The 20233-nt window shown below is 70.6% G+C and carries 18 protein-coding genes and 1 pseudogene; 7 read left to right on the top strand and 12 right to left on the bottom strand.

Going from position 1 to position 20233, the window contains the following annotated elements; all coding sequences use genetic code 11:
* Positions 1-6 precede the first annotated feature (6 nt).
* Positions 7-1032: an ATP-dependent 6-phosphofructokinase gene (locus ACFZB3_RS32065; RefSeq protein ID WP_391381536.1), complete on the top strand. Its 1026-nt coding sequence runs from the start codon at positions 7-9 to the stop codon at positions 1030-1032.
* Positions 1033-1124: 92 nt separating this feature from the next.
* Here the strand turns inward: ACFZB3_RS32065 and ACFZB3_RS32060 are convergent, their stop codons facing one another.
* From ACFZB3_RS32060 to ACFZB3_RS32030, 7 genes and pseudogenes are all read right to left on the bottom strand, one after another.
* Entirely contained in the window at positions 1125-1841 is a 717-nt protein-coding gene (locus tag ACFZB3_RS32060; RefSeq protein ID WP_391381534.1) for an XRE family transcriptional regulator, read from the bottom strand.
* A 100-nt stretch (positions 1842-1941) separates the two neighbouring features.
* Positions 1942-2772: an ABC transporter permease subunit gene (locus tag ACFZB3_RS32055; RefSeq protein ID WP_391381532.1), complete on the bottom strand. Its 831-nt coding sequence runs from the start codon at positions 2770-2772 to the stop codon at positions 1942-1944.
* Between the two features lie 8 nt (positions 2773-2780).
* Positions 2781-3653: an ABC transporter permease subunit gene (locus tag ACFZB3_RS32050; protein ID WP_391381529.1), complete on the bottom strand. Its 873-nt coding sequence runs from the start codon at positions 3651-3653 to the stop codon at positions 2781-2783.
* Between the two features lie 8 nt (positions 3654-3661).
* Positions 3662-5029 carry an extracellular solute-binding protein gene (locus ACFZB3_RS32045; protein WP_391381527.1) on the bottom strand — a complete coding sequence of 456 codons (1368 nt, stop codon included), beginning with the start codon at positions 5027-5029 and terminating at the stop codon, positions 3662-3664.
* Positions 5030-5156: 127 nt separating this feature from the next.
* Complete coding sequence (locus ACFZB3_RS32040; RefSeq protein ID WP_391382150.1) at positions 5157-5357, bottom strand: hypothetical protein; 201 nt, start codon at positions 5355-5357, stop codon at positions 5157-5159.
* A 21-nt stretch (positions 5358-5378) separates the two neighbouring features.
* A pseudogene (locus tag ACFZB3_RS32035) lies at positions 5379-5873 on the bottom strand (GNAT family N-acetyltransferase); the annotation flags it as partial.
* 270 nt (positions 5874-6143) lie between these two features.
* Complete coding sequence (locus ACFZB3_RS32030) at positions 6144-6821, bottom strand: hypothetical protein (protein ID WP_391381524.1); 678 nt, start codon at positions 6819-6821, stop codon at positions 6144-6146.
* A gap of 379 nt (positions 6822-7200) precedes the next feature.
* On the opposite strand from ACFZB3_RS32030, the gene ACFZB3_RS32025 reads away from it, so the two are divergent.
* Entirely contained in the window at positions 7201-7761 is a 561-nt protein-coding gene (locus ACFZB3_RS32025) for a hypothetical protein (RefSeq protein WP_391381522.1), read from the top strand.
* Positions 7762-7895: 134 nt separating this feature from the next.
* Here ACFZB3_RS32025 and ACFZB3_RS32020 read toward each other — a convergent pair whose 3' ends face one another.
* Positions 7896-8576 (bottom strand): response regulator, encoded by a 681-nt coding sequence (locus tag ACFZB3_RS32020; RefSeq protein ID WP_391381520.1) that lies wholly within the window; start codon positions 8574-8576, stop codon positions 7896-7898.
* Entirely contained in the window at positions 8573-10198 is a 1626-nt protein-coding gene (locus tag ACFZB3_RS32015) for an ATP-binding protein (RefSeq protein WP_391381518.1), read from the bottom strand. Before ACFZB3_RS32015 ends, ACFZB3_RS32020 begins: the two co-directional genes overlap by 4 nt.
* 151 nt (positions 10199-10349) lie before the next feature.
* Between ACFZB3_RS32015 and ACFZB3_RS32010 the strand changes: the two genes are divergently transcribed.
* From ACFZB3_RS32010 to ACFZB3_RS31990, 5 genes are all read left to right on the top strand, one after another.
* Positions 10350-11732, top strand: a complete 1383-nt coding sequence (locus tag ACFZB3_RS32010) for a cation:dicarboxylate symporter family transporter (RefSeq protein WP_391381516.1) — start codon at positions 10350-10352, stop codon at positions 11730-11732.
* A 292-nt stretch (positions 11733-12024) separates the two neighbouring features.
* On the top strand, positions 12025-12798 hold the full coding sequence (locus ACFZB3_RS32005; RefSeq protein ID WP_391381514.1) for a DUF2127 domain-containing protein: 774 nt from the start codon (positions 12025-12027) through the stop codon (positions 12796-12798).
* A gap of 29 nt (positions 12799-12827) precedes the next feature.
* Positions 12828-13292 (top strand): MerR family transcriptional regulator, encoded by a 465-nt coding sequence (locus tag ACFZB3_RS32000; RefSeq protein ID WP_391381513.1) that lies wholly within the window; start codon positions 12828-12830, stop codon positions 13290-13292.
* A 14-nt stretch (positions 13293-13306) separates the two neighbouring features.
* On the top strand, positions 13307-13636 hold the full coding sequence (locus ACFZB3_RS31995; RefSeq protein ID WP_391382148.1) for a thioredoxin domain-containing protein: 330 nt from the start codon (positions 13307-13309) through the stop codon (positions 13634-13636).
* A gap of 179 nt (positions 13637-13815) precedes the next feature.
* Positions 13816-16056, top strand: coding sequence for a HelD family protein (locus ACFZB3_RS31990; protein WP_391381512.1), 2241 nt, complete (start codon positions 13816-13818; stop codon positions 16054-16056).
* Here the strand turns inward: ACFZB3_RS31990 and glgB are convergent.
* From glgB to ACFZB3_RS31975, 3 genes are all read right to left on the bottom strand, one after another.
* On the bottom strand, positions 16031-18211 hold the full coding sequence (gene glgB, locus ACFZB3_RS31985) for a 1,4-alpha-glucan branching enzyme (RefSeq protein ID WP_391381511.1): 2181 nt from the start codon (positions 18209-18211) through the stop codon (positions 16031-16033). The two genes, ACFZB3_RS31990 and glgB, sit on opposite strands and share 26 nt — an antisense overlap.
* Positions 18212-18232: 21 nt before the next feature.
* Positions 18233-19612, bottom strand: a complete 1380-nt coding sequence (locus ACFZB3_RS31980; RefSeq protein ID WP_391381510.1) for a phosphotransferase — start codon at positions 19610-19612, stop codon at positions 18233-18235.
* A gap of 201 nt (positions 19613-19813) precedes the next feature.
* Positions 19814-20233, bottom strand: a 420-nt coding sequence (locus ACFZB3_RS31975; RefSeq protein WP_391381509.1) for an alpha-glucosidase C-terminal domain-containing protein, incomplete at its 5' end; no start/stop codon positions are given.

Raw genomic sequence — 20233 nt, 5'->3', positions numbered from 1 at the left:
ACCACCATGCGCATCGGAGTTCTCACCGCAGGCGGCGACTGCCCCGGCCTGAACGCCGTCATCCGATCGGTGGTGCACCGGGCTGTCGCCCAGTACGACGACGAGGTCATCGGTTTCGAGGACGGTTTCCGGGGCCTGCTCGACGGCCACTACCGCACCCTCGACCTGGACGCGGTCAGCGGCATCCTGGCCCTCGGCGGCACGATCCTGGGTTCGTCGCGGCTGGAGCGGGACCGGCTGCGCGAGGCGTGCGACCGGGCCACCGACATGGTCGAGGAGTTCGGCATCGACGCGCTGATCCCGATCGGCGGCGAGGGCACGCTGACGGCGGCCCGCATGCTGTCCGACGCGGGCCTCCCGGTCGTCGGCGTCCCGAAGACCATCGACAACGACATCTCCTCCACCGACCGCACCTTCGGCTTCGACACCGCGGTGGGCGTCGCCACCGAGGCGATGGACCGGCTGAAGACGACCGCCGAGTCGCACCAGCGGGTGATGGTCGTCGAGGTGATGGGCCGGCACGCGGGCTGGATCGCCCTGGAGTCCGGGATGGCGGCCGGCGCCCACGGCATCTGCCTCCCCGAGCGGCCCTTCGACCCGGCCGACCTGGTCAAGATGGTCGAGGAGCGCTTCGCCCGCGGCAAGAAGTTCGCCGTGGTGTGCGTGGCGGAGGGCGCCCATCCCGCCGACGGCACGATGGACTACGGCAAGGGCGAGATCGACCAGTACGGCCACGAGCGCTTCCTGGGCATCGGTACGGCCCTGGCGTACGAGCTGGAGCGGCGGCTCGGCAAGGAGGCCAAGCCGGTCATCCTCGGACACGTGCAGCGGGGCGGCACGCCGACGGCCTACGACCGCGTCCTGGCGACGCGGTTCGGGTGGCATGCGGTGGAGGCGGCGCACCGGGGTGACTTCGGGAGGATGACGGCGCTGCGGGGGACGGACATCGCGATGGTGCCGCTGGCGGAGGCGGTGACCGAGTTGAAGACGGTGCCGAAGGATCGGATGGACGAGGCGGAGTCGGTTTTCTAAGGGGCGGTTGGGGTTGTAGCGGAACTGCGGGTGCGTGGGGGCTGGTCGCGCAGTTCCCCGCGCCCCTTTGGGGCGCTTTCAGTCGGGGGTGTTCAAGAAGTGCCCCCTTTTGCTGCGTTCCAGAAGTGCGTGACGATCCCGGCCAGGAAGTCCTCGCCCAGCTTCTGTATCCGGTTGGTTGCGGTGAAGTCGTTCCATGACAGCGTTGTCGCCAGTTGCGCTTGGTACGAATCGTGCAGCTCGTCGAGCGTGTGTTCGATGAGTCGCTTGTCCAGGGGGATCAGCTTGCTCACCTGGCGGACGTAGGGCTGTCGCCGGGTGGTGGTGACCGCGCCGCGCAGCAGTTCCGCCAGCTCCTCCTCCTTCCCTGTGAGCGTGATGACGTCCGGCAGGGAGAGGTGGAGGAAACCGGCCAGGGCGGCGGTCAGGCGGTCGGTGCCCCGCCACTCCTCGTCCTCCTCCAGCTTCAGGTACGGCAGGAGACCGAGACCGAGGGCCGCCGCCACGTCCTCCGGGGCCAGGCCGCGGGCGATCCGGTGTTCGCGCAAGGTCCGCGGGCGGCCGATCAGTTCGCCCGGGGTGCACCACAACACTCCCGCAAGGGCAGTCAGTTCGGGACTGGTGGGCACCAACTCCCCGCCCTCCCAGGCGAGTACGAGATTCGGGGTGGCGTACGGCATGCCGTACGAGGCCTGTAAGTCGTACGCCACGTGCTCGGGTCCCATACAGAGCGCGGCCCGGAGTCTGCGGGCGGCGGGGGCGTTGAAGGGGGGACCTGGCTGGTTCGGCAGAGCTGGGGGTCGGCGCACAGCCGCCAAGGTAAGGGTGCGCGCGGGAACTGACTACGGTCCGTTCGGCCAGGAACACGGATGGTGGGAACGTACGGATTCGACCGTACGGTCGACCTGTTCATCCCTTGACGGCGCCGCCCAGTGCGAACCCACCACCCAGCCGCCGCGCGACCAGCACGTACAGCAGGATCACCGGCGTCGAGTAGATGACGGAGAAGGCGGCGAGCTGGCCGTACGCGACCATGCCGCGGTTGCCGAAGAAGTCGTTGATGCTGACCGAGGCGGGCATCTGGTCCGGCGAGAGCAGCAGCATGAACGGGACGAAGAAGTTGCCCCACATCATCACGAAGGCGAAGACGGTGACGACGGCGAGGCCCGGTCCCATCAGCGGCAGCACGATCCGCACCAGCGACTGGGCGGAGCCCGCCCCGTCCGTCCAGGCGGCCTCCTCCAGTTCCTTCGGGACGCCGTCCATGAAGTTCTTCATCAGCCAGATGGCGAAGGGGAGCTGGGAGGCGGCGAAGAACAGGATCGTGCCCTGCATGGTGTCGATGAGGTTGATCCGTACGAACAGCGCGTACACCGGCACCATGATCGCGGTGATGGGGAGACTCGTGGCGAAGAGGATGGAGAGCAGGAACGGCCGGTTGAACCGGGAGCGGTAGCGGGAGAGCGGGTAGGCGGCGAGGGCGGCGCAGACGACGGTGAGCGCGGTGGCGCCGCCGCACAGGACCAGGCTGTTGAGCAGCGGGGTGTAGGTGATGTCCGGGGTGAGGATCGCGTCGAAGTTCCCGAAGGTGAACCCGTCCGGGATCCTGACCCGCAGGCCGGCGTGCGGATCGACGGCGGACAGGACCACCCAGGCGAGCGGCAGCACGAAGGCGGCGGCCACGATCAGCAGCCCGAGGTCGGCGGCGAGCCGGTGCGAGCGTCGTTGACGGCGGGACATGGTCCGGTTCACACCTCCGTGCGCAGTAGGCGCATGTAGACGACGGAGAAGAGCGAACCGACCAGGAGAAGGAGCAGGGCGACCGCGGTCCCGTACCCGATCATGCTGTTCTGGAAGGCCTGTTCGTACATGAAGAGGGGCAGCGTCTGGCTCCTGTCGCCGGGCCCGCCGCGGGTCATCACCCAGATCAGCCCGAAGACGGAGAGCGTCTGGAGGGTGTTGAGCATGAGGTTCGTCCCGATGGAGCGCCGGATCATCGGCAGCGTGATGTGCCACATCCGCCGCCAGCCGCCGGCGCCGTCCACCTCCGCCGACTCCTCGATCTCGTTGGGTATCTCGTCGAGGGCGGCGGAGTAGACCAGCATCGAGAAGGCCGTGCCCCGCCACACGTTGGCGAACGACACCGCGAGGATCGGCAGCGTGAACAGCCAGTTCTGGGACGGCAGATGGAGGAAGTCGAGGATCGCGTTGAGCGTGCCCTCCCTGCGGAAGAAGGCGTACAGCAGAAACCCGGCGACGACCTCGGGCAGCACCCACGCCGTGACCACGATCCCCCCGGTGAGCGTCCGCACCGGCTTCGACGCCCGCCGCATCAGCGCGGCGAGCGCCAGCCCCAGCGTGTTCTGGCCGACGAGCGAGGACAGCACGGTGAAGACGAGGGTCAGCCAGACGGCGTTCAGGAAGGCGTCGTCCCGGAACGCCCTGCGGAAGTTGGCGAGACCGACGAAGGACGAGTGCGCCTGCCCGGTGAGCTGGAGGTCGGTGAAGGCGATCCAGGCGCAGTAGACGATCGGCCCGCCCAGGAAGAGGAGGATCAGGACCAGGGCGGGGGTGAGCGGGAGGCCGCGGGCGATGCGCCGCGCGACCACGGGTCGCCTCACCGGCTGACTCACCGGGTGACCACTTGGCCGTCGGTGACGTCCTTGAGGTTCGAGTCGTAGGTACGCGCGGCCTTGTCGACCGACGCGTCACCGGTGGTCACGCTCTCCATGGCCTCCTGGATGGCGGTGGAGACCTTCGGGTAGGCCGTGTAGGCGGGCCGGTAGTGCGTGCTGGCGACGAGATCGGTGAAGAACTTGATGCCGGGCTGGGCGGACGTGTACGACGGGTCGCTCGCGACGTCCTTGCGCACCGCGATCCCCGAGTTGGCGATGTACCACTTCTGGGCGTTCGCCTTGGTCTGCATGGTCTTGATGAAGTCGAAGGCGAGGTCGGGGTTGCCGGCCTTGGCGGGGACGGCCCAGGTCCAGCCGCCGGACATGCTCACCTTGCCGGGGGCCTGACCGTGCTGGGTCGGCATGTAGGCGAGACCGAGCTGCGTCGACCAGTCGGGCCACTCGTGACCGCTGCCCTGGAGCCAGTTCTGCGGCAGCCAGGAGCCGTCGAGGTTGATGCCCAGCTTGCCCTGGGGCATGAGCTCACCCCAGACGGTGTTCCGGTAGTTGGGGTCGAGCGCGTCGGAGACGTCCGGCCCCAGCTTGTCCTTGTACACGGTCTCGACGAACGACAGCGCGTCCTTGAACCCCTGGCTCCCGGCGATCCACTTCTTGCTCGTCTTGTCGTAGAGCGGGTCGCCGGTCCCGTCGTTGGTGCCGTACAGCAGCATCTCGAAGCCCTGCATGCTGGCGGTCTCGCCGGCGGCCTTGCCGGTGTAGACGTTGAGGGGCGTCACACCGGGGACCTTCTTCTTGATCGTCCGGGCGGCGGCCAGCACGTCGTCCCAGTTCTTCGGCTGCCAGTCGGTGGGCAGCCCGGCCTTCTCGAACACCCGCTTGTCGAACCAGAGTCCGCGGGTGTCGGTGCCGTCCGGGACGCCGTACGTCTTCCCGTCCTCGCCTCTGGCCGCCGACTTCGCGGTGTCGATGAACTGCCCCCAGTCCGGCCACTTGGCGAGATAGGAGTCGAGGGGCTTCAGGTACCCGCTGGTGATGTCCGAGTTGATGAGGAAGGTGTCCTCGTAGACGAGGTCGGGAGCGGTGCGCGGGGACCTCAGCATCTGCTGGAGCTTGGTGTAGTAGTCCGCGTCCGAGGCCTTGATGGGAACGAGCTCGACCTTCTTCCCCGGGTACTCCTTCTCGAACTGCTTCTTGATGTCGGCGAGATACGTGTCCGTCACCTTGACGGAGTTGTCCATGGACTGCTTGAAGGAGACCTTCACGGTGTCCGGACTGCTTCCGGATCCGCCGCTGCACGCGGTGAGCGAGGCGGCGGCGGTGACGAGGGCGAGGGCAACGATGCTGACGGCGGTGGGGCGCACGGGCACGACCTCCTCGGCGGCCACTGCGCTGTGGCCTGGGGGTTCGTCTCTCTTGCCGTGTGAAGGTAAGTGGAGTGGTCTAGTCAGGTCAATGTGCGTGCAGGGGATTGGCGATCGGGGGCGTGGGTCAGAGCAGGTGGTCGGCTCTGCCGGCCTTGATGTTGCGGATGAGGGCGCGGAGGGCTTCGCGGGTGTCGGTGAGGTAGGTGTGCTCCTGACCCGCGACGGCCTGGTAGGGGTTGCCTTGGGGGCCGGTACCGAGGCGGAAGCAGTCGGCGCCCTCGCCGCAGAAGGGTTCTTCCGGGCCCTCCCACTCCTCGCGGAGCATTCCGAAGAGCACGCGGTCGTAGCGCTTCCCCTGCACCAATACGGCCGGCCGGCGGCGGCCTTCCTCGCGGAAGCCCAGCCCGGTGAAGGCGCGCACGGCGCGCTCGTTGCCGCTCCAGGTGTCCAGCTCCAGCCGGTTCAGGCAGTACGCACCGAACAGGTGGCCCACCAGCAGCCGCAGTGCGTCACTGCCGTAGCCCCGGCCCCAGAACCCCCGTTCCCCGATGGTGACTCCGAGCGCGGCCATCCCGGCGTAGGGGTCGAGATCCCGGTAGTCGACCATGCCTGTCACGGTTCCGCCTGCCAGGTCCTCGACCGTGAACACGGCCGACTCCTTGGGGATCAGTCGCAGCATGGTGTCGAAGCCGATCCGAATCGCTTCCGCTGTGACCGGGCCGAACAAGGGGTCTCCGCCTGCGGCCCGGCGCACCACCTCGGGGTCATTGCGCCACCGGAAATGGTGTTCAGCGTCTTCGGGGCGCAGCGCGCGCAGTCTTACCAGGTCTCCTGCGAACATCGCGCAACCCTGATCGATCGAAGGGCTCGCCCAGGGCGGGCGGCGTATCCGGACGCTGTTGAGGGCCTCGCCCGTCGGTACCGGTCCTCGGTCATGCCGGTGACGGTGCAGACGAGGAGTGGCGTGAGTCACTGTCAGGAGTTGTGGATGGGTGCGGCTTATCCGCGCTCAAGTCGCGTGGCTGGTGCGGTGGCGATGTTGACGGTGTTGCAGGCGCGGGAGGCGGTGGTCGCAGGGGGGGTGATCATCTGAACGAGCTACAGCGGACGGTCAGCGAGCGGCGAGGTAGGTGAGCTGGATCGCGGCTCCCGCGAACGCCAACGTACCGATCACCGCCAGGACGACTTCTCTGGCGAATCTGCGGAGCAGGGCATCGATGCCGCCTTGCGTGGAGCCGTCCGTCCAGTGGCCCCGGTCCAGAAACCGCTCGCAGGGATCACCCGTGGTCACCGCCACCACTCCGGCCGCCACGACGGCTCGATCTGCCGGGACGATGAACTCCTGCTCGGTACGCTGATTGCTCGCGGTGTTGCGTGGATCCTCGAACTGCCTGGCCATGAACATCATCGGGAGATTTCCCATGAACAGTTTGCGCGTCCGGACCTGTTCGGCGAGGAAGACCCGCGCGCCGTCGCCGTAGAGTGTGGTGTCGCCCCCTGCGGGACCGACGACTCTCGTGGTCTCCTCGGCGTTGCTGCTGATCACACGGCTGTGGATGCGAACAGAGTGATATCCGACGCAAGGCCTGCGGCTGCGCGGTGCGGTGAGTACCGGGCCTGCGGCGGTACGGCCGACAAGCATCACCGCCGTGCCGGGCTCGGCACCACCGAACTCGGCGCACGTCAACACCGGCCGGCTGCGGATGTTCAACCGTCGCAGCACGACCCGTACTGTGCCGCCGGCCGAGAGCAGGGCACCCAGACAAGCGACCACGATCAGGAGCTTCACGGTGTCGGTTCTGCCTTCCTGCGCTGTGCCCACGCCTTGGCGTAGGGGCGTCCGACAGCGGAGTGTGGTTGAGGGCGCAGTCCGCCACGTCACCGCCGACCGACTCGACGTTACCCGCGCCGGCTGAAGGCCTGAAGGGAGCGAAGCCGTCCTGATACTTCACGCACTGGTCGGCAACAGCGGTCTTCCCGCCCATTGGCGCTGTCACCTTGTCCCGGAGCACGGCCTCGCCGCTTGACCGACCCGCTCCCGCAGAAGCCATCCGCTCACCGGTCGATGCGATGGGGACCCATGTCGGGGTCCGAATCGTGACAACCCGTGATCGGGAATGTGTGCGACGCTACGGGGCGATGACCGGGGCGTCGGGGGAGGGGCTCGCATGCCGGAGCAAGGCGTCACCGTCGGGCAGTTGCTGCTCGCGGAGTACCAGACGGTCAAGGACGAGCAGAAGGCGCGGATCGGGTTCCGGGACAATCTGCTGTACGTGACGCTCGGCGTGGTGGCCGCCGTCATCGCCGCGGCCGCGCAGGCGAAGCAGGCGTCGATGCTGCTGGCGCTGCCGCCGGTGTGTGTCGTACTCGGGTGGACGTACCTGGTCAACGACGAGAAGATCTCGGCGATCGGGTACTACGTGCGGGACGAGTTGGGGCCGCGTCTGGCGCAACTGGCCGCCGCGGACGGGGTTTTCACTACCTTCGGCTGGGAGGCCTACCACCGGACCGACGTGCGGCGGCGGACCCGCAAGACGATCCAGGCCGTGATCGACCTGACGGCGTTCTGTGCGGTGCCGCTGGCGGCGCTGGTGGTGTTCTGGGCGGGCGGGGACCGTGGTGGGCTGCTGGTCGGGATGTCGGTGCTGGAGGCGCTCGCGGTGGTGGGGCTCGGGGCGCAGGTGCTCCTGTACATGAGGCCGGCGAGACCGGGACGAGTTCGGGCCTGACGCCGTACCGGACGCTCGCGAGCACGGCTGACCTCCGTGAAGGCGCCCATCACGTCACCGAGGCACGGGTTGGCTACCCCCAAGCCGCCGACGCCCCACCGAAGCCACCCGAGCCCGCGCCCAGGCCGAGAGGCTCACCGCCGCCCCCACCGGTAGACCAACTCCGGCCTCCCCACCTGCCCGTACAACGGACTCCGCCCGGCCCGCCCCGCCTCGACCAGATGCTCCAGATACCGCCGGGCCGTGATCCGCGAGATCCCCACGCTCTCCGCCAGCGCGGCCGCGGTCAGCCCTTCCGGTGACTCCCGCAGCGCGACCGTCACCCGCTCCAGGGTCGGTGCGCTCAGCCCCTTCGGCAGTGCCGCCGGGGTCGGTGCCCGCAGGGCGGCCAGCGCCCGGTCCACCTCGTCCTGGCCGCTCGCCTCGCCCGCCGCCGCCCGGAACTCCGCGTACCGGGTCAGCCGGTCGCGGAGGGTCGCGAAGGTGAAGGGCTTCAGGACGTACTGGACGACACCCAGCGAGACCCCCTCCCGGACCACCGCCAGGTCCCGTGCCGACGTCACCGCTATGACGTCCGCCTGATGGCCCGCCGCCCGCAACGACCGCGCGAACTGCAGGCCGTGCACGTCCGGCAGGTGCAGGTCGAGGAGGAGCAGGTCCACCGGCGTACGGTCCAGGATGCGGCGCGCCTCCGCCCCGGTGTGCGCCTTGCCCACCGCCACGAACCCCGGCACCCGGCCCACGTACAGGACATGCGCGTCCGCGGCCACCGGGTCGTCCTCGACGACCAGGACTCTGATCGGATCCCCGGTCATCCGGCCCCGCCCCCCGTCACCGACGCCCGCAACGGCAGCCGTACCTCGAACACCGCTCCGCCCTCCGGCGCCTCCGTCACCGTCAGGGTGCCGTCCAGCCGTACGACCGCCTGCCGTACCAGGGCCAGCCCCAGCCCCCGCCCGCCCGGTCCCGCCGGCTTCGTCGAGAAGCCGCGCTGGAAGACCAGCTCGGCGTGGGCGGGGTCGACCCCCGCGCCCGTGTCCGTCACCCGCATCACCAACTCGGTGCCCTCCGCGTACGCGGTCACCGTCACGCGCGCCCTGACCGTCCCCTGGGCCGCGTCCACCGCGTTGTCGATCAGGTTGCCGAGGATCGTCACCAGATCGCGCGCCGACAGGCTCTCCGGTAGCAAACCGTCATCCAGCCGGCTCTCGTCCGAGACCACCAGCTCCACGCCCCGCTCGTTCGCCTGCGCGGTCTTGCCCAGCAGCAGGGCGGCGAGGACCGGTTCGCTGACCGCGGCCACCACCTGGTCGGTCAGCGCCTGCGCCAGCTCCAGCTCCGCGGTCGCGAAGTCGACGGCCTCCGAGGCCCTGCCCAGCTCGATCAGGGACACCACCGTGTGCAGGCGGTTCGCCGCCTCGTGGGCCTGCGACCTCAGCGCCTGCGTGAAGCCGCGCTCCGAGTCCAACTCGCCCATCAGCGACTGGAGTTCGGTGACGTCCCGGAGGGTGGCCACGGTGCCGCGCCGCTCACCGCCCGAGACCGGGGACGTGTTCACCACCAGCACCCGGTCCGCCGTCAGGTGCACCTCGTCCACCCGGGGCTCGGAGGCCAGCAGCGCGCCGGTCAGCGGGGCCGGCAGGCCCAGCTCGGCCACCGACCGCCCGATCACGTCCGCCTCGGCGCCCACCCCCAGCAGCTCCCGCCCCCCGTCGTTGATCAGCGCCACCCGGTACTGGCCGTCCAGCATCAGCAACCCCTCGCGCACCGCGTGCAGCGCCGCCTGGTGGTAGTCGTGCATGTGGCTCAGCTCCGCGGCGTTCATGCCGTGGGTGTGGCGGCGCAGGCGCGCGTTGACGACGTACGTGCCGAGCGCGCCCAGCAGCAGCGCGCTCGCCGCCACCCCGAGCAGCGCCGTCACCTGCTCCTGGACGCGCTGGCTGATCGCCTCCACCTTGATGCCGGCGCTCACCAGGCCGATCACCCGGCCGTTCTCCTCCACCGGGGTCACCGTGCGCACGGAGGCGCCGAGGGTGCCCTTGTAGGTCTCGCTGAAGGTGTGGCCCTGCTGGGCCGCCTCGATGTGGCCGAGGTAGTGCTTGCCGATCTGGGTCTGGTCGGGGTGGGTCCAGCGGATGCCGTTCGGGGTCATGATCGTGATGAAGTCGACCTCCGTGTCGCGCATCACCTGGAGGGCGTACGGCTGGAGCTCGGCCGTGGGGTCCGCGGTGTGGATCGCCGCGCGGACGGAGGGGGAGTCGGCGACCGACCGGGCCACCGCCGTCGCCTGCCGGGTCGCCGCCTCCTCCGCCTGGTGGCGGTCGCTGACGTAGGTGAACAGCGCGTAACCGGCGACCACGACCGCTATCAGCACGGCCTGCATGGCGAAGAGCTGGCCGGCCAGGCTGCGGGGGCGGGGAGCGGACGGAAAACGCATGTCAGCAGTGTGCCTCCCGGGTCGGGCATGAACTCAATGAACGGAAGGGTGACCGCCCTCACAGAGCGGGAGATAGTCACGGCATCCCCCACATCGCCCGGACGTGAGCCGCACGCCGGTGGTACCGACGAAGACGTCAAGGAGGGCAGCCGTGGCCGCAGCCAGCACCCCCGATACGGCACCTGCCGCACCCGCTGTGAAGCGGGACCGCACCCATTACCTGTACATCGCCGTGATCGCCGCGGTGGCCCTCGGCATCGTCGTGGGGCTCGTCTGGCCCGACGCCGGCGTCGAGCTGAAGCCGCTCGGGACCGGCTTCGTCAGCCTGATCAAGATGATGATCTCGCCGATCATCTTCTGCACGATCGTGCTCGGGATCGGGTCCGTACGGAAGGCCGCCAAGGTCGGTGCCGTGGGCGGCATCGCACTCGGCTACTTCCTGGTGATGTCGCTGGTCGCGCTCACCATCGGCCTGGTGGTCGGCAACATCCTGCACCCCGGTGACGGGCTGCACATCACCAACGCCCTCAAGGCCACCGGGCACGCCCAGGTGGACTCCGAGGCGCTCGGCGGCGTCGACTTCGTGCTGTCGATCATCCCGACCACGTTCGTCTCCGCCTTCACCGAGGGCCAGGTGCTGCAGACGCTGCTGATCGCGCTGCTCGCCGGGTTCGCGCTGCAGGCCATGGGGTCGGCCGGGCAGCCGGTGCTGCGGGGCATCGAGCACATCCAGCGGCTCGTCTTCCGCATCCTGGGCATGATCATGTGGGCCGCGCCGATCGGTGCGTTCGGTGCGATCGCCGCCGTCGTCGGGTCCGCCGGCCTGGACGCGCTCAAGAGCCTGGCCGTGCTGATGCTCGGCTTCTACGTCACCTGCCTGCTCTTCGTCTTTGTGGTGCTGGGCACGGTGCTGCGGCTCGTCTCCGGGCTCAACATCCTCCTGCTGTTCAAGTACCTCGCCCGCGAGTTCCTGCTGATCCTCTCCACCTCCTCCTCCGAGTCCGCGCTGCCGCGGCTCATCGCGAAGATGGAGCACCTGGGCATCAGCAAGCCGGTCGTCGGCATCACCGTCCCGACCGGGTACTCCTTCAACCTCGACGGCACCATGATCTACATGACCATGGCGTCGCTGTACATCGCGGACGCCCTCGGCACGCCGATGTCGGTCGGCGAGCAGATCCCGCTGCTGCTCTTCCTGCTGCTGGCCTCGAAGGGCGCGGCGGGCGTCAGCGGCGCCGGCCTCGCCACGCTGGCCGGCGGCCTCCAGTCGCACAAGCCCGCGCTGGTGGACGGCGTCGGTCTGATCGTCGGCATCGACCGGTTCATGAGCGAGGCCCGCGCGCTGACCAACTTCGCGGGCAACGCGGTCGCGACCGTCCTGATCGGCACCTGGACCAAGGAGATCGACAAGGGGCGGGTGCAGCGGGTGCTCGCGGGTGAGCTGCCGTTCGACGAGAAGACGCTGCTGGACGAGGGGGAGCCGGTGGTTGCGCCGGACCTTCCTGAGCAGCGGGAGGAGTTGGCGAAGGCGTAGTCGCCATCGTCGTCGGCTGCGGGTGCGTGGGGGGCTGGTCGCGCAGTTCCTCCCCCAGCCTTCGGCCGGGGGTACCCCCAGCGCCCCTGACGGGGCGCCGTGCGAGCCGCCGGACGTCCGGCTCGGCCTGAACCCGGGCCGGCCGTCCGGTCACCGTTCTCCGGGCGGCTGGAAACTCCCCCCGTTGTCCAGCCGCCCGGTCCACCCCCTCGGTCCCGCCTGTCAGACGTATCCACTAACGTGCCGTTCCTGTTCAACGGGAACGGCACATCAGCATTTGGAGGCACGGGGGATGGCGATCGACTGGGACCGTCGGCACTGCGCACGCAAGGGGCATGTGACCTATGCCCCGGACGATCCGCGGCTGCGGGTCCGGCTGCACGCGCAGACCGCGGTGGGGGACGCCTGGCGCTGCCTGCGCTGCGGGGACTTCGCGCTCGGCGAGCCGCACGGCTCGGGGCCGGCCGCGGACGCTCCGCTGGTGCCGCGCGGGAAGGTGCTGCGGGACCTGTTCATCCTGCGCTTCCTGGCGATCGAGCGGGCCGTGCGCGGGGTGTTCATCGTGCTGGTCGCGGTCGCGGTGTGGAAGTTCAGCAACAGCCAGGACGCGGTGCGCAGGCTCTTCAACGAGTACCTGGACACGTTCCGGCCGGTCTTCAAGCACTTCCACTACGACCTCGACCACTCACCGGTCGTCGGGTCGATCCAGAAGGCCTTCGGGTACAAGCACTCCACGCTGCTGCTGGTGGCCGGGCTGCTGCTGGCGTACGCGCTGATCGAACTCGTCGAGGCGGTCGGCCTCTGGTACGCCAAGCGGTGGGCGGAGTACCTGACGGTGATCGCCACCGCCGCCTTCCTGCCGCTGGAGATCTTCGAGCTCACCGAGAAGGTCAGCTACCTGAAGATCGCGACCCTCGTGCTGAACATCCTCGCCGTGCTCTACATCGCCCTCGCCAAGCGGCTGTTCGGGCTGCGGGGCGGGCGCAGGGCCTTCGACGAGGAGCGGCACAGTGCCTCGCTGCTCGAGGTCGAGGAGTCCGCGGGCGTCGAACCGAGCTTGCCTTGACGTCGGCGTCAAGTCCTACCGTCGTAGGCATGCGAATCGGCGAGCTGGCCGCACGGGCCGGGACCACCACGCGCGCGCTGCGGTACTACGAGGCGCGCGGGCTGCTGCCCGCGCGGCGGGCCGGGAACGGGCACCGGACGTACGACGAGAGCGATCTGCGGCTGCTGACGCAGATCCGGACGCTGCGGGAGGCCGGGTTCGAGCTGGAGGAGACCCGGCCGTTCGTGGAGTGTCTGCGGGCCGGGCACCCGGAGGGCGACGCCTGCCCGGCGTCGCTCGCGGTCTACCGGCGCAAGCTGGCGGAGCTGGACTCGCTCATCGGCGAGCTGCAGGCCGTGCGGGCGACCGTCGGGGCCCAGCTGGAGCGGGCCGAGCGGGCCCGATGGGGGTCCCCCCGCTCGAGCGAAGCCGAGAGTGGGGGAGTGCTGGCCGTCGAGGCGCTGGCTCCGGGGGGCCCGGAGCCGGTCTGCGAACTGGGAGGGACCGGGCGATGATCAAGGCGGCGGGTGTGGCCGAGGTGACGGACGCGGACTTCGCGGCGGAGGTGATCGGGGCGGAGCTGCCGGTGCTGGTGGAGTTCACCGCCGACTGGTGCCCGCCGTGCCGGCAGATGGGCCCGGTGCTGACGGCCCTCGCGGCGGAGGAGGGCGAACGGCTGAAGGTGGTGCAGCTGGACGTGGACACCAATCCGGAGACGACGAACGCCTACAAGGTGCTGTCGATGCCGACGTTCATGGTGTTCCGGGACGGCGAGCCGGTGCGGTCGATGGTGGGCGCCCGGCCCAAGCGGCGGCTGTTGGAGGAGCTGGCCGACGCACTGCCCGACATGCTGCGCTGAACCGACCGGTAATACGAAGAATCCCCCGGACAATTGCGTCCGGGGGATTTCTTTGCGTATATTCAAGAGTTCGCGACTTCAGGTCGAGGCGAAGTCGATGAAGTCGCGGAGAAGTTCAGTGGGCACAGTATATCCGGGCGGGAGTGGAATTGTCAAACACCGAATTTCCGGACGATGAATTGCGTCACGAGCAGGAATTCGTCGACGGACTGTACGCACGGGTGGACGCCCTGCGCGGCGACACCGAGGACTCGGTCGCGGACGCCCTCGCCCTCGGCGACAAGCCGATGCAGGCCCGCCTGGAGCGGGACATCCTGGTCGCCGAGCGGTCCGGGCTGCTCGCCGCGCTGAACGCCGTCGACGGGTCCCTGTGCTTCGGCCGCATCGACCTGACCTCCGGCACGAAGTACCACATCGGGCGGATCGGGCTGCGTCTGGACGACGCCGAGCGCACCCCGGTCCTCGTCGACTGGCGTGCCGAGGTCGCCCGCCCCTTCTACCTGGCCACCGGCCACACCCCGATGGGCCTGCGCCGCCGCCGGCACATCGCCACCGACGGCCGCCGGGTCGCCTCCCTGCACGACGAGTTCCTCGACCTCGGCGACCGCGAGCGCACCGGCCACGAGGACCCGTCCGGCGACGCGGTGCTGCTCGCCGCGCTCAACTCGGCCCGCACCGGCCGGATGACCGACATCGTGCAGACCATCCAGGCCGAGCAGGACGAGATCATCCGGGCGCCCCACCGCGGGATCCTGGTGGTCGAGGGCGGGCCGGGGACGGGAAAGACGGCGGTCGCGCTGCACCGCGCCGCCTTCCTCCTCTACGAGTACCGGGAGCTGCTCGCCAAGCGGGCGGTCCTGATCGTCGGCCCGAACCCCGCCTTCCTCGGCTACATCGGCGAGGTGCTGCCCTCGCTGGGCGAGACGGGAGTGCTGCTGGCGACGGTCGGCGAGCTGTTCCCCGGTGTGAAGGCGACCGCGTCCGACACCCCCGAGGCGGCCGCCGTGAAGGGCCGCGCCGACATGGCCGACGTGCTGGCGGCGGTCGTACGCGACCGGCAGGCACTGCCCGACCCGGTCCTCACGATCGAGCACGACCGCGAGGTGCTGATGCTCGACGACGGCCTGGTCAACATGGCCCGCGAGCGCACCCGCGCCGCCCGGCTCCCGCACAACGTGGCCCGCGAGCACTTCGAGGGCCACATCCTCAACACCCTCACCGACCTGTACGCCGAACGCGTGGGCACCGACCCCTTCGACGGCAGCAGCCTGCTCGACCCCTCCGACATCACCCAGATCCGCGACGAACTCGCCGAGAACCCCGAGGTCTGGTCCGCCATCGACCAGCTGTGGCCGCGGCTGACCCCGCAGCGCCTGGTCGCCGACTTCCTCGCCGGTCCCGAGGGGTACGTGAGCGACGCGGACGCGGCCGCGATCCGCCGCCCGGTGACCCGCACCTGGACGGTCTCCGACGTGCCCCTCCTCGACGAGGCGGCGGAGCTGCTCGGCGTGGACGAACGGGTCGCCCGGGCCCGCGCCGAGCGCGAGCGCGAGACCCAGATCGCCTACGCCCAGGGCGTCCTCGACGTCTCCTACGCCTCCCGCACCTACGAGTTCGACGACAAGGAGGACAGCGACCCCGACTCCTCCGAGGTGCTGTCCGCGCACGACATCATCGACGCCGAGCGGTTCGCCGAGCGCCACGAGGAGGAGGACTTCCGCAGCGCGGCCGAGCGGGCGGCGGCCGACCGCACCTGGGCGTTCGGCCACATCATCGTGGACGAGGCGCAGGAGCTGTCGCCGATGGCGTGGCGGCTGCTGATGCGGCGCAGCCCGACCCGCTCGATGACCCTGGTCGGCGACCCGGCCCAGACCGCGGAGGCGGCGGGCGTCGGCTCCTGGGCGGACATCCTCCACCCGTACGTGGAGGACCGCTGGGAGCACACCCGCCTCGGCGTCAACTACCGCACCCCGTCCGAGATCATGGACCTCGCGGCGGCCGTGGTCCGCGCCGAGCACCCGGACTTCGAGCCCCCGAGCTCGGTCCGCTCGACCGGCGTGCGGCCGTGGATCCGGCAGGCGTACGACGACCTCCCGGGCGCCGTCGAGAAGGCGGTCGCCGAACTCGCCCCCACCGAGGGCCGGCTGGCCGTGATCGCCCCCCGCGACCTGCACCGCACCCTCGCCGCCCGCCTGGACGGCGTCACCGCCGGCGCCGAGCCCGACCTGACGCGGACCGTCGTCCTGCTCGACCCGCGCCAGGCCAAGGGACTCGAATTCGACTCCGTCCTCGTCGTCGAACCGGCCCGCTACGGCACCAGCGACCTGTACGTGGCGCTGACCCGGGCCACCCAGCGGCTGGGCGTGCTGTACACCGGCGGCCTGCCGGACGGGCTCAGGCAGGCCGCAGCCACACCGTAGCCAGCGGCGGCAGGGTCAGACGGATGCTCGCGGGGCGGCCGTGGCTGCCCTGCGGCTCCGGTTTGACCGGGTCGGGGTTGGTGACGTCGCTGCCGCCGTAGCGGGCCAGGTCGGTGTTGAGGGTCTCGTGCCAGGCGGGGATCTCGTCCGGGACGCCCAGGCGGTAGTCGCGGACCACGGGGGAGAGGTTGGAGACGGAGAGCAGCGGTGTGCCCTCGGCGTCCAGGCGGAGGAACGCGAACACGTCGTCCTCCGCCGCGTCGCCCACGATCCACTGGAAACCCTCGGGTGCCGTGTCCCGCTGCCACAGGGCCGGGGTCGCCCGGTACACCGAGTTGAGGTCGCGGACCAGGTCCCGCACGCCCCGGTGGTCGGCCGCCGCACCGTACTCCGGGTCGAGCAGCCACCAGTCCGGGCCGTGCGCCTCCGACCACTCCGCGCCCTGCGCGAACTCCTGCCCCATGAAGAGGAGCTGCTTGCCGGGGTGGGCCCACATGAAGGCCAGGTAGGCACGGTCGTTGGCGCGCTGCTGCCACCAGTCGCCGGGCATCTTGGAGACGAGCGAGCGCTTGCCGTGCACGACCTCGTCGTGGGAGATGGGCAGGACGTAGTTCTCGCTGTACGCGTAGACCATCGAGAAGGTCATCTCGTGGTGGTGGTACTTGCGGTGCACGGGCTCGTGGGACATGTACTCCAGCGAGTCGTGCATCCAGCCCATGTTCCACTTCAGGCCGAAGCCGAGCCCGCCGGTGTCGGTGGGGCGGGTCACGCCCTCCCAGGCCGTCGACTCCTCGGCGATGGTGACGACACCCGGGGCACGGCGGTAGACGGTCGCGTTCATCTCCTGGAGGAACGCGACCGCGTCCAGGTTCTCCCGGCCGCCGTGCTCGTTCGGCGTCCACTGGCCCGGCTCGCGCGAGTAGTCGAGGTAGAGCATGGAGGCGACCGCGTCGACGCGCAGGCCGTCGATGTGGAACTCCTCGCACCAGTACACGGCGTTGGCGACCAGGAAGTTGCGTACCTCGCGGCGGCCGAAGTCGAACTCCAGGGTGCCCCAGTCGGGATGCGCGGCCCGCAGCGGGTCCGCGTGCTCGTACAGCGGGCGGCCGTCGAACTCCGCCAGCGCCCAGTCGTCCCGCGGGAAGTGCGCCGGCACCCAGTCCATCAGCACCCCGATGCCCGCCCGGTGCAGCGCGTCCACCAGGTACTTGAAGTCGTCGGGGGTGCCGAGCCGGGCCGTCGGCGCGTAGAAGCCGGTGACCTGGTAGCCCCAGGAGCCGCCGAAGGGGTGCTCGGCGACCGGCATCAGCTCCACGTGCGTGAAGCCCAGGTCGCGGACGTAGGCGGGCAGTTGCGCGGCCAGTTCGCGGTAGCTGAGGCCGGGGCGCCAGGACGGCAGGTGCACCTCGTAGACCGAGAAGGGCGCCTCGTGGACGGGGGTGTCGCCGCGCTGCGCCATCCACTCCGCGTCGTCCCACTCGTGCCGGGACACCGTCACGATCGACGACGTCTGCGGCGGCACCTCGGTACGGCGGGCCATCGGGTCCGCCCGCAGCGTCCGGGAGCCGTCCGGGCGGGTGATCTCGAACTTGTACAGCTCGCCCTCGCCGATGCCCGGCAGGAACAGCTCCCATATCCCCGAGGAGCCGAGCGAGCGCATCGGGAACCCGGTGCCGTCCCAGAAGTTGAAGCCGCCGGCCACCCGCACGCCCCGTGCGTTCGGCGCCCACACCGCGAACCGGGTGCCCGGCACGCCCTGGTGGACGGCCGGACGCGCACCGAGCGCCTCCCACAGCCGCTCGTGCCGGCCCTCGCCGATCAGGTGCAGGTCCAGGTCGCCGAGGGTGGGCAGGAAGCGGTACGCGTCCTCGGTCTCCCGGACCGTCCCGTCGTACTCCACAAGCAGCCGGTAGACCGGCACCTCGGAGAGGGGGAGCAGGGCGGAGAAGAAGCCGTCGCCGTCGTCGTGCAGTTCGGCCCGCAGGTCCTTGCCCGCGACGGCCGTCACCGCGCGGGCGTACGGGCGGAACGCGCGGACGGCGATCCCGCCCGGGACCGGATGCGCGCCCAGCACCGAGTGCGGGTCGTGATGGGTGCCGTGCAGCAGCCGTTCACGGTCGCCGGCGGCTACGGACACGGGGTTCTTGGAGGTCACGGACGCGTCTCCCGGGGATGATCAGGTCGGGTCGGGGGTGGCCAGGCGGTGTACGGCCGACAGCGGGACGGGCAGCCAGTCGGGGCGGTGCCGGGCCTCGTAGACGACCTCGTAGACGGCCTTGTCGGTCTCGTGGGCCCGCAGCAGGACGGGATCGGTACGCGGGTCGGCGCCGGTGATCTCGGCGTATCCGGAACAGTAGGCCGCCCGGCACCGTCGCGCCCAGTCCGGGGCGGCCGGGGTCACCGAGTGGGCCGCGTAGTCGAAGGAGCGCAGCATCCCGGCGATGTCCCGCACCGGCGGCTGCGGCATCCGGCGTTCGGCCAGCGGGCGGGCCGGCTCCCCCTCGAAGTCGATCAGCGACCACTCACCGGACGGTGCCCGCAGGCACTGCCCCAGGTGCAGGTCGCCGTGGACGCGCTGGGCGGTCCAGGTGCGGCCCTCGGCGGCCAGGTCGGCCAGCGCGGTGTAGGCGGACCGCAGCCCGTCCTCGTACGGCCGCAGCGCCGGCACCGCCTGCACGGCCGCCGCCAGCCGCTCGGTCATGCCCTCGGCCAGCGGCTCCAGCTGGGCGCGGCCCAGGGTGACGGTGGGCAGCGCCCGGGCCAGTGCGGTGTGCACCTCGGCGGTGGCCCGCCCCAGTGCCCGCGCCTCTGCGGTGAAGTCCTCGCCCTTGGCCAGCTCGCGCAGCGCCAGCTCCCAGCCGTCGGTGGCGCCGCGCACGAAGGGCTGGAGGACGGCGAGGACGTACGGCTCGCCGGGCCCGCCGGCCGGCTCCGCCTGCAGCCAGGCCGTCGGTGCGGGCACCCGGGCACAGCCCTCGCGGGCCAGCGCCAGGGGTATCTCCAGGTCGGGGTTGACGCCGGGCACGACCCGGCGCAACAGCTTCAGGATGAACGTATCTCCGTAGACGACCGAGGAGTTGGACTGCTCGGCGGTCAGCAGCCGGGCCACCAGCCCGTCGCGTATCTCCTGACCGGGGTCGCGCTCGAAGCGCAGGCCGCCGATGCGGGCCCGGGTGCGCAGGGCCTCCAGGAGCACCTCGGCGGGCCGGGGGTCGTACAGCGCGTCGTAGACCGTGTGCCCGGCCAGCGGGCCGTCGGCCAGGTGTCCGATCAGCGCGGGCGCCAGCCGGGGCGGCAGCGCCTCGCGCACGCCTATGAGGAGCTGGTAGCAGTCGCCGGCCTCGGCGGGGGCGGGCGGCTGGTGGGCGCGGACCAGGAGATGGTGCAGGCCCAGCCGGGCGTCCGACGGCAGGAGTTCGGTCTCGGCCACCGGGGAGAAGCCGGTGACCGGGGATCCCTTGCCGGCGAACCAGCGCTGCCGGGGCAGCCACTCGCGCAGCAGGGGGTCGAGCGAGGCGAGGAGAGCGGGAGTGGAGGGGCTGACCGTTTCCGCCATGGCGGTACGTCCTTTCCCCGGTCGTCGGGGGCGTTAGTGATGCGTGCCCCGGGCGGGCCGGAGGAAACCGACCGGCGCCGCCCGGGGTGGACTGTGCCTTCGCGCTCCGCTGGGTGTGCGGTTCTTCGTCTGCGGGCCGGTGGGGGCTGGTCGCGCAGTTCCCCGCGCCCCTTGCGGGGCGCTCACCACCAGGTGCGCCGGTCAGGCAGGCTCCGCGCGCAGCCGGAACCAGTAGAAGCCGTGCCCCGCCAGGGTGAGCAGGTACGGCAGCTCGCCGATCGCGGGGAAGCGGACCCCGCCGAACAGCTCCACCGGGTGCCGGCCGTTGAAGCGCCTGAGGTCCAGCTCCGTCGGCTGGGCGAACCGCGAGAAGTTGTGCACGCAGAGGACGAGATCGTCCTCGTACTCGCGCAGGAACGCGATCACCGCCGGGTTGGAGGACTGCAGCTCGGTGTAGGACCCCAGTCCGAAGGCAGGATTCTGCTTGCGGATCTCGATCATGCGGCGGGTCCAGTGCAGCAGGGAGGACGGCGAGGACATGGAGGCCTCGACGTTGGTGACCTGGTAGCCGTAGACGGGGTCCATGATCGTGGGGAGGTAGAGGCGTCCGGGGTCGCAGGA

Source organism: Streptomyces sp. NPDC008092 (assembly GCF_042957285.1).
In the GTDB taxonomy this organism is placed as follows: domain Bacteria; phylum Actinomycetota; class Actinomycetes; order Streptomycetales; family Streptomycetaceae; genus Streptomyces.
This window is presented reverse-complemented; position numbering and strand designations above follow the sequence as displayed.

What these genes read in the sequence shown, in the direction of transcription:
- ACFZB3_RS32065 (WP_391381536.1), top strand. Translation starts at nt 7, where the DNA reads ATGCGCATCGGAGTTCTCACCGCAGGCGGCGACTGCCCCGGCCTGAAC.
- ACFZB3_RS32005 (WP_391381514.1), top strand. Translation starts at nt 12,025, where the DNA reads ATGGCGATCGACTGGGACCGTCGGCACTGCGCACGCAAGGGGCATGTG.
- ACFZB3_RS32055 (WP_391381532.1), bottom strand. Translation starts at nt 2,772, where the DNA reads ATGTCCCGCCGTCAACGACGCTCGCACCGGCTCGCCGCCGACCTCGGG.
- ACFZB3_RS32040 (WP_391382150.1), bottom strand. Translation starts at nt 5,357, where the DNA reads ATGCTCCGCGAGGAGTGGGAGGGCCCGGAAGAACCCTTCTGCGGCGAG.
- ACFZB3_RS32020 (WP_391381520.1), bottom strand. Translation starts at nt 8,576, where the DNA reads ATGACCGGGGATCCGATCAGAGTCCTGGTCGTCGAGGACGACCCGGTG.
- ACFZB3_RS32015 (WP_391381518.1), bottom strand. Translation starts at nt 10,198, where the DNA reads ATGCGTTTTCCGTCCGCTCCCCGCCCCCGCAGCCTGGCCGGCCAGCTC.
- ACFZB3_RS32000 (WP_391381513.1), top strand. Translation starts at nt 12,828, where the DNA reads ATGCGAATCGGCGAGCTGGCCGCACGGGCCGGGACCACCACGCGCGCG.
- ACFZB3_RS31980 (WP_391381510.1), bottom strand. Translation starts at nt 19,612, where the DNA reads ATGGCGGAAACGGTCAGCCCCTCCACTCCCGCTCTCCTCGCCTCGCTC.
- ACFZB3_RS32025 (WP_391381522.1), top strand. Translation starts at nt 7,201, where the DNA reads ATGCCGGAGCAAGGCGTCACCGTCGGGCAGTTGCTGCTCGCGGAGTAC.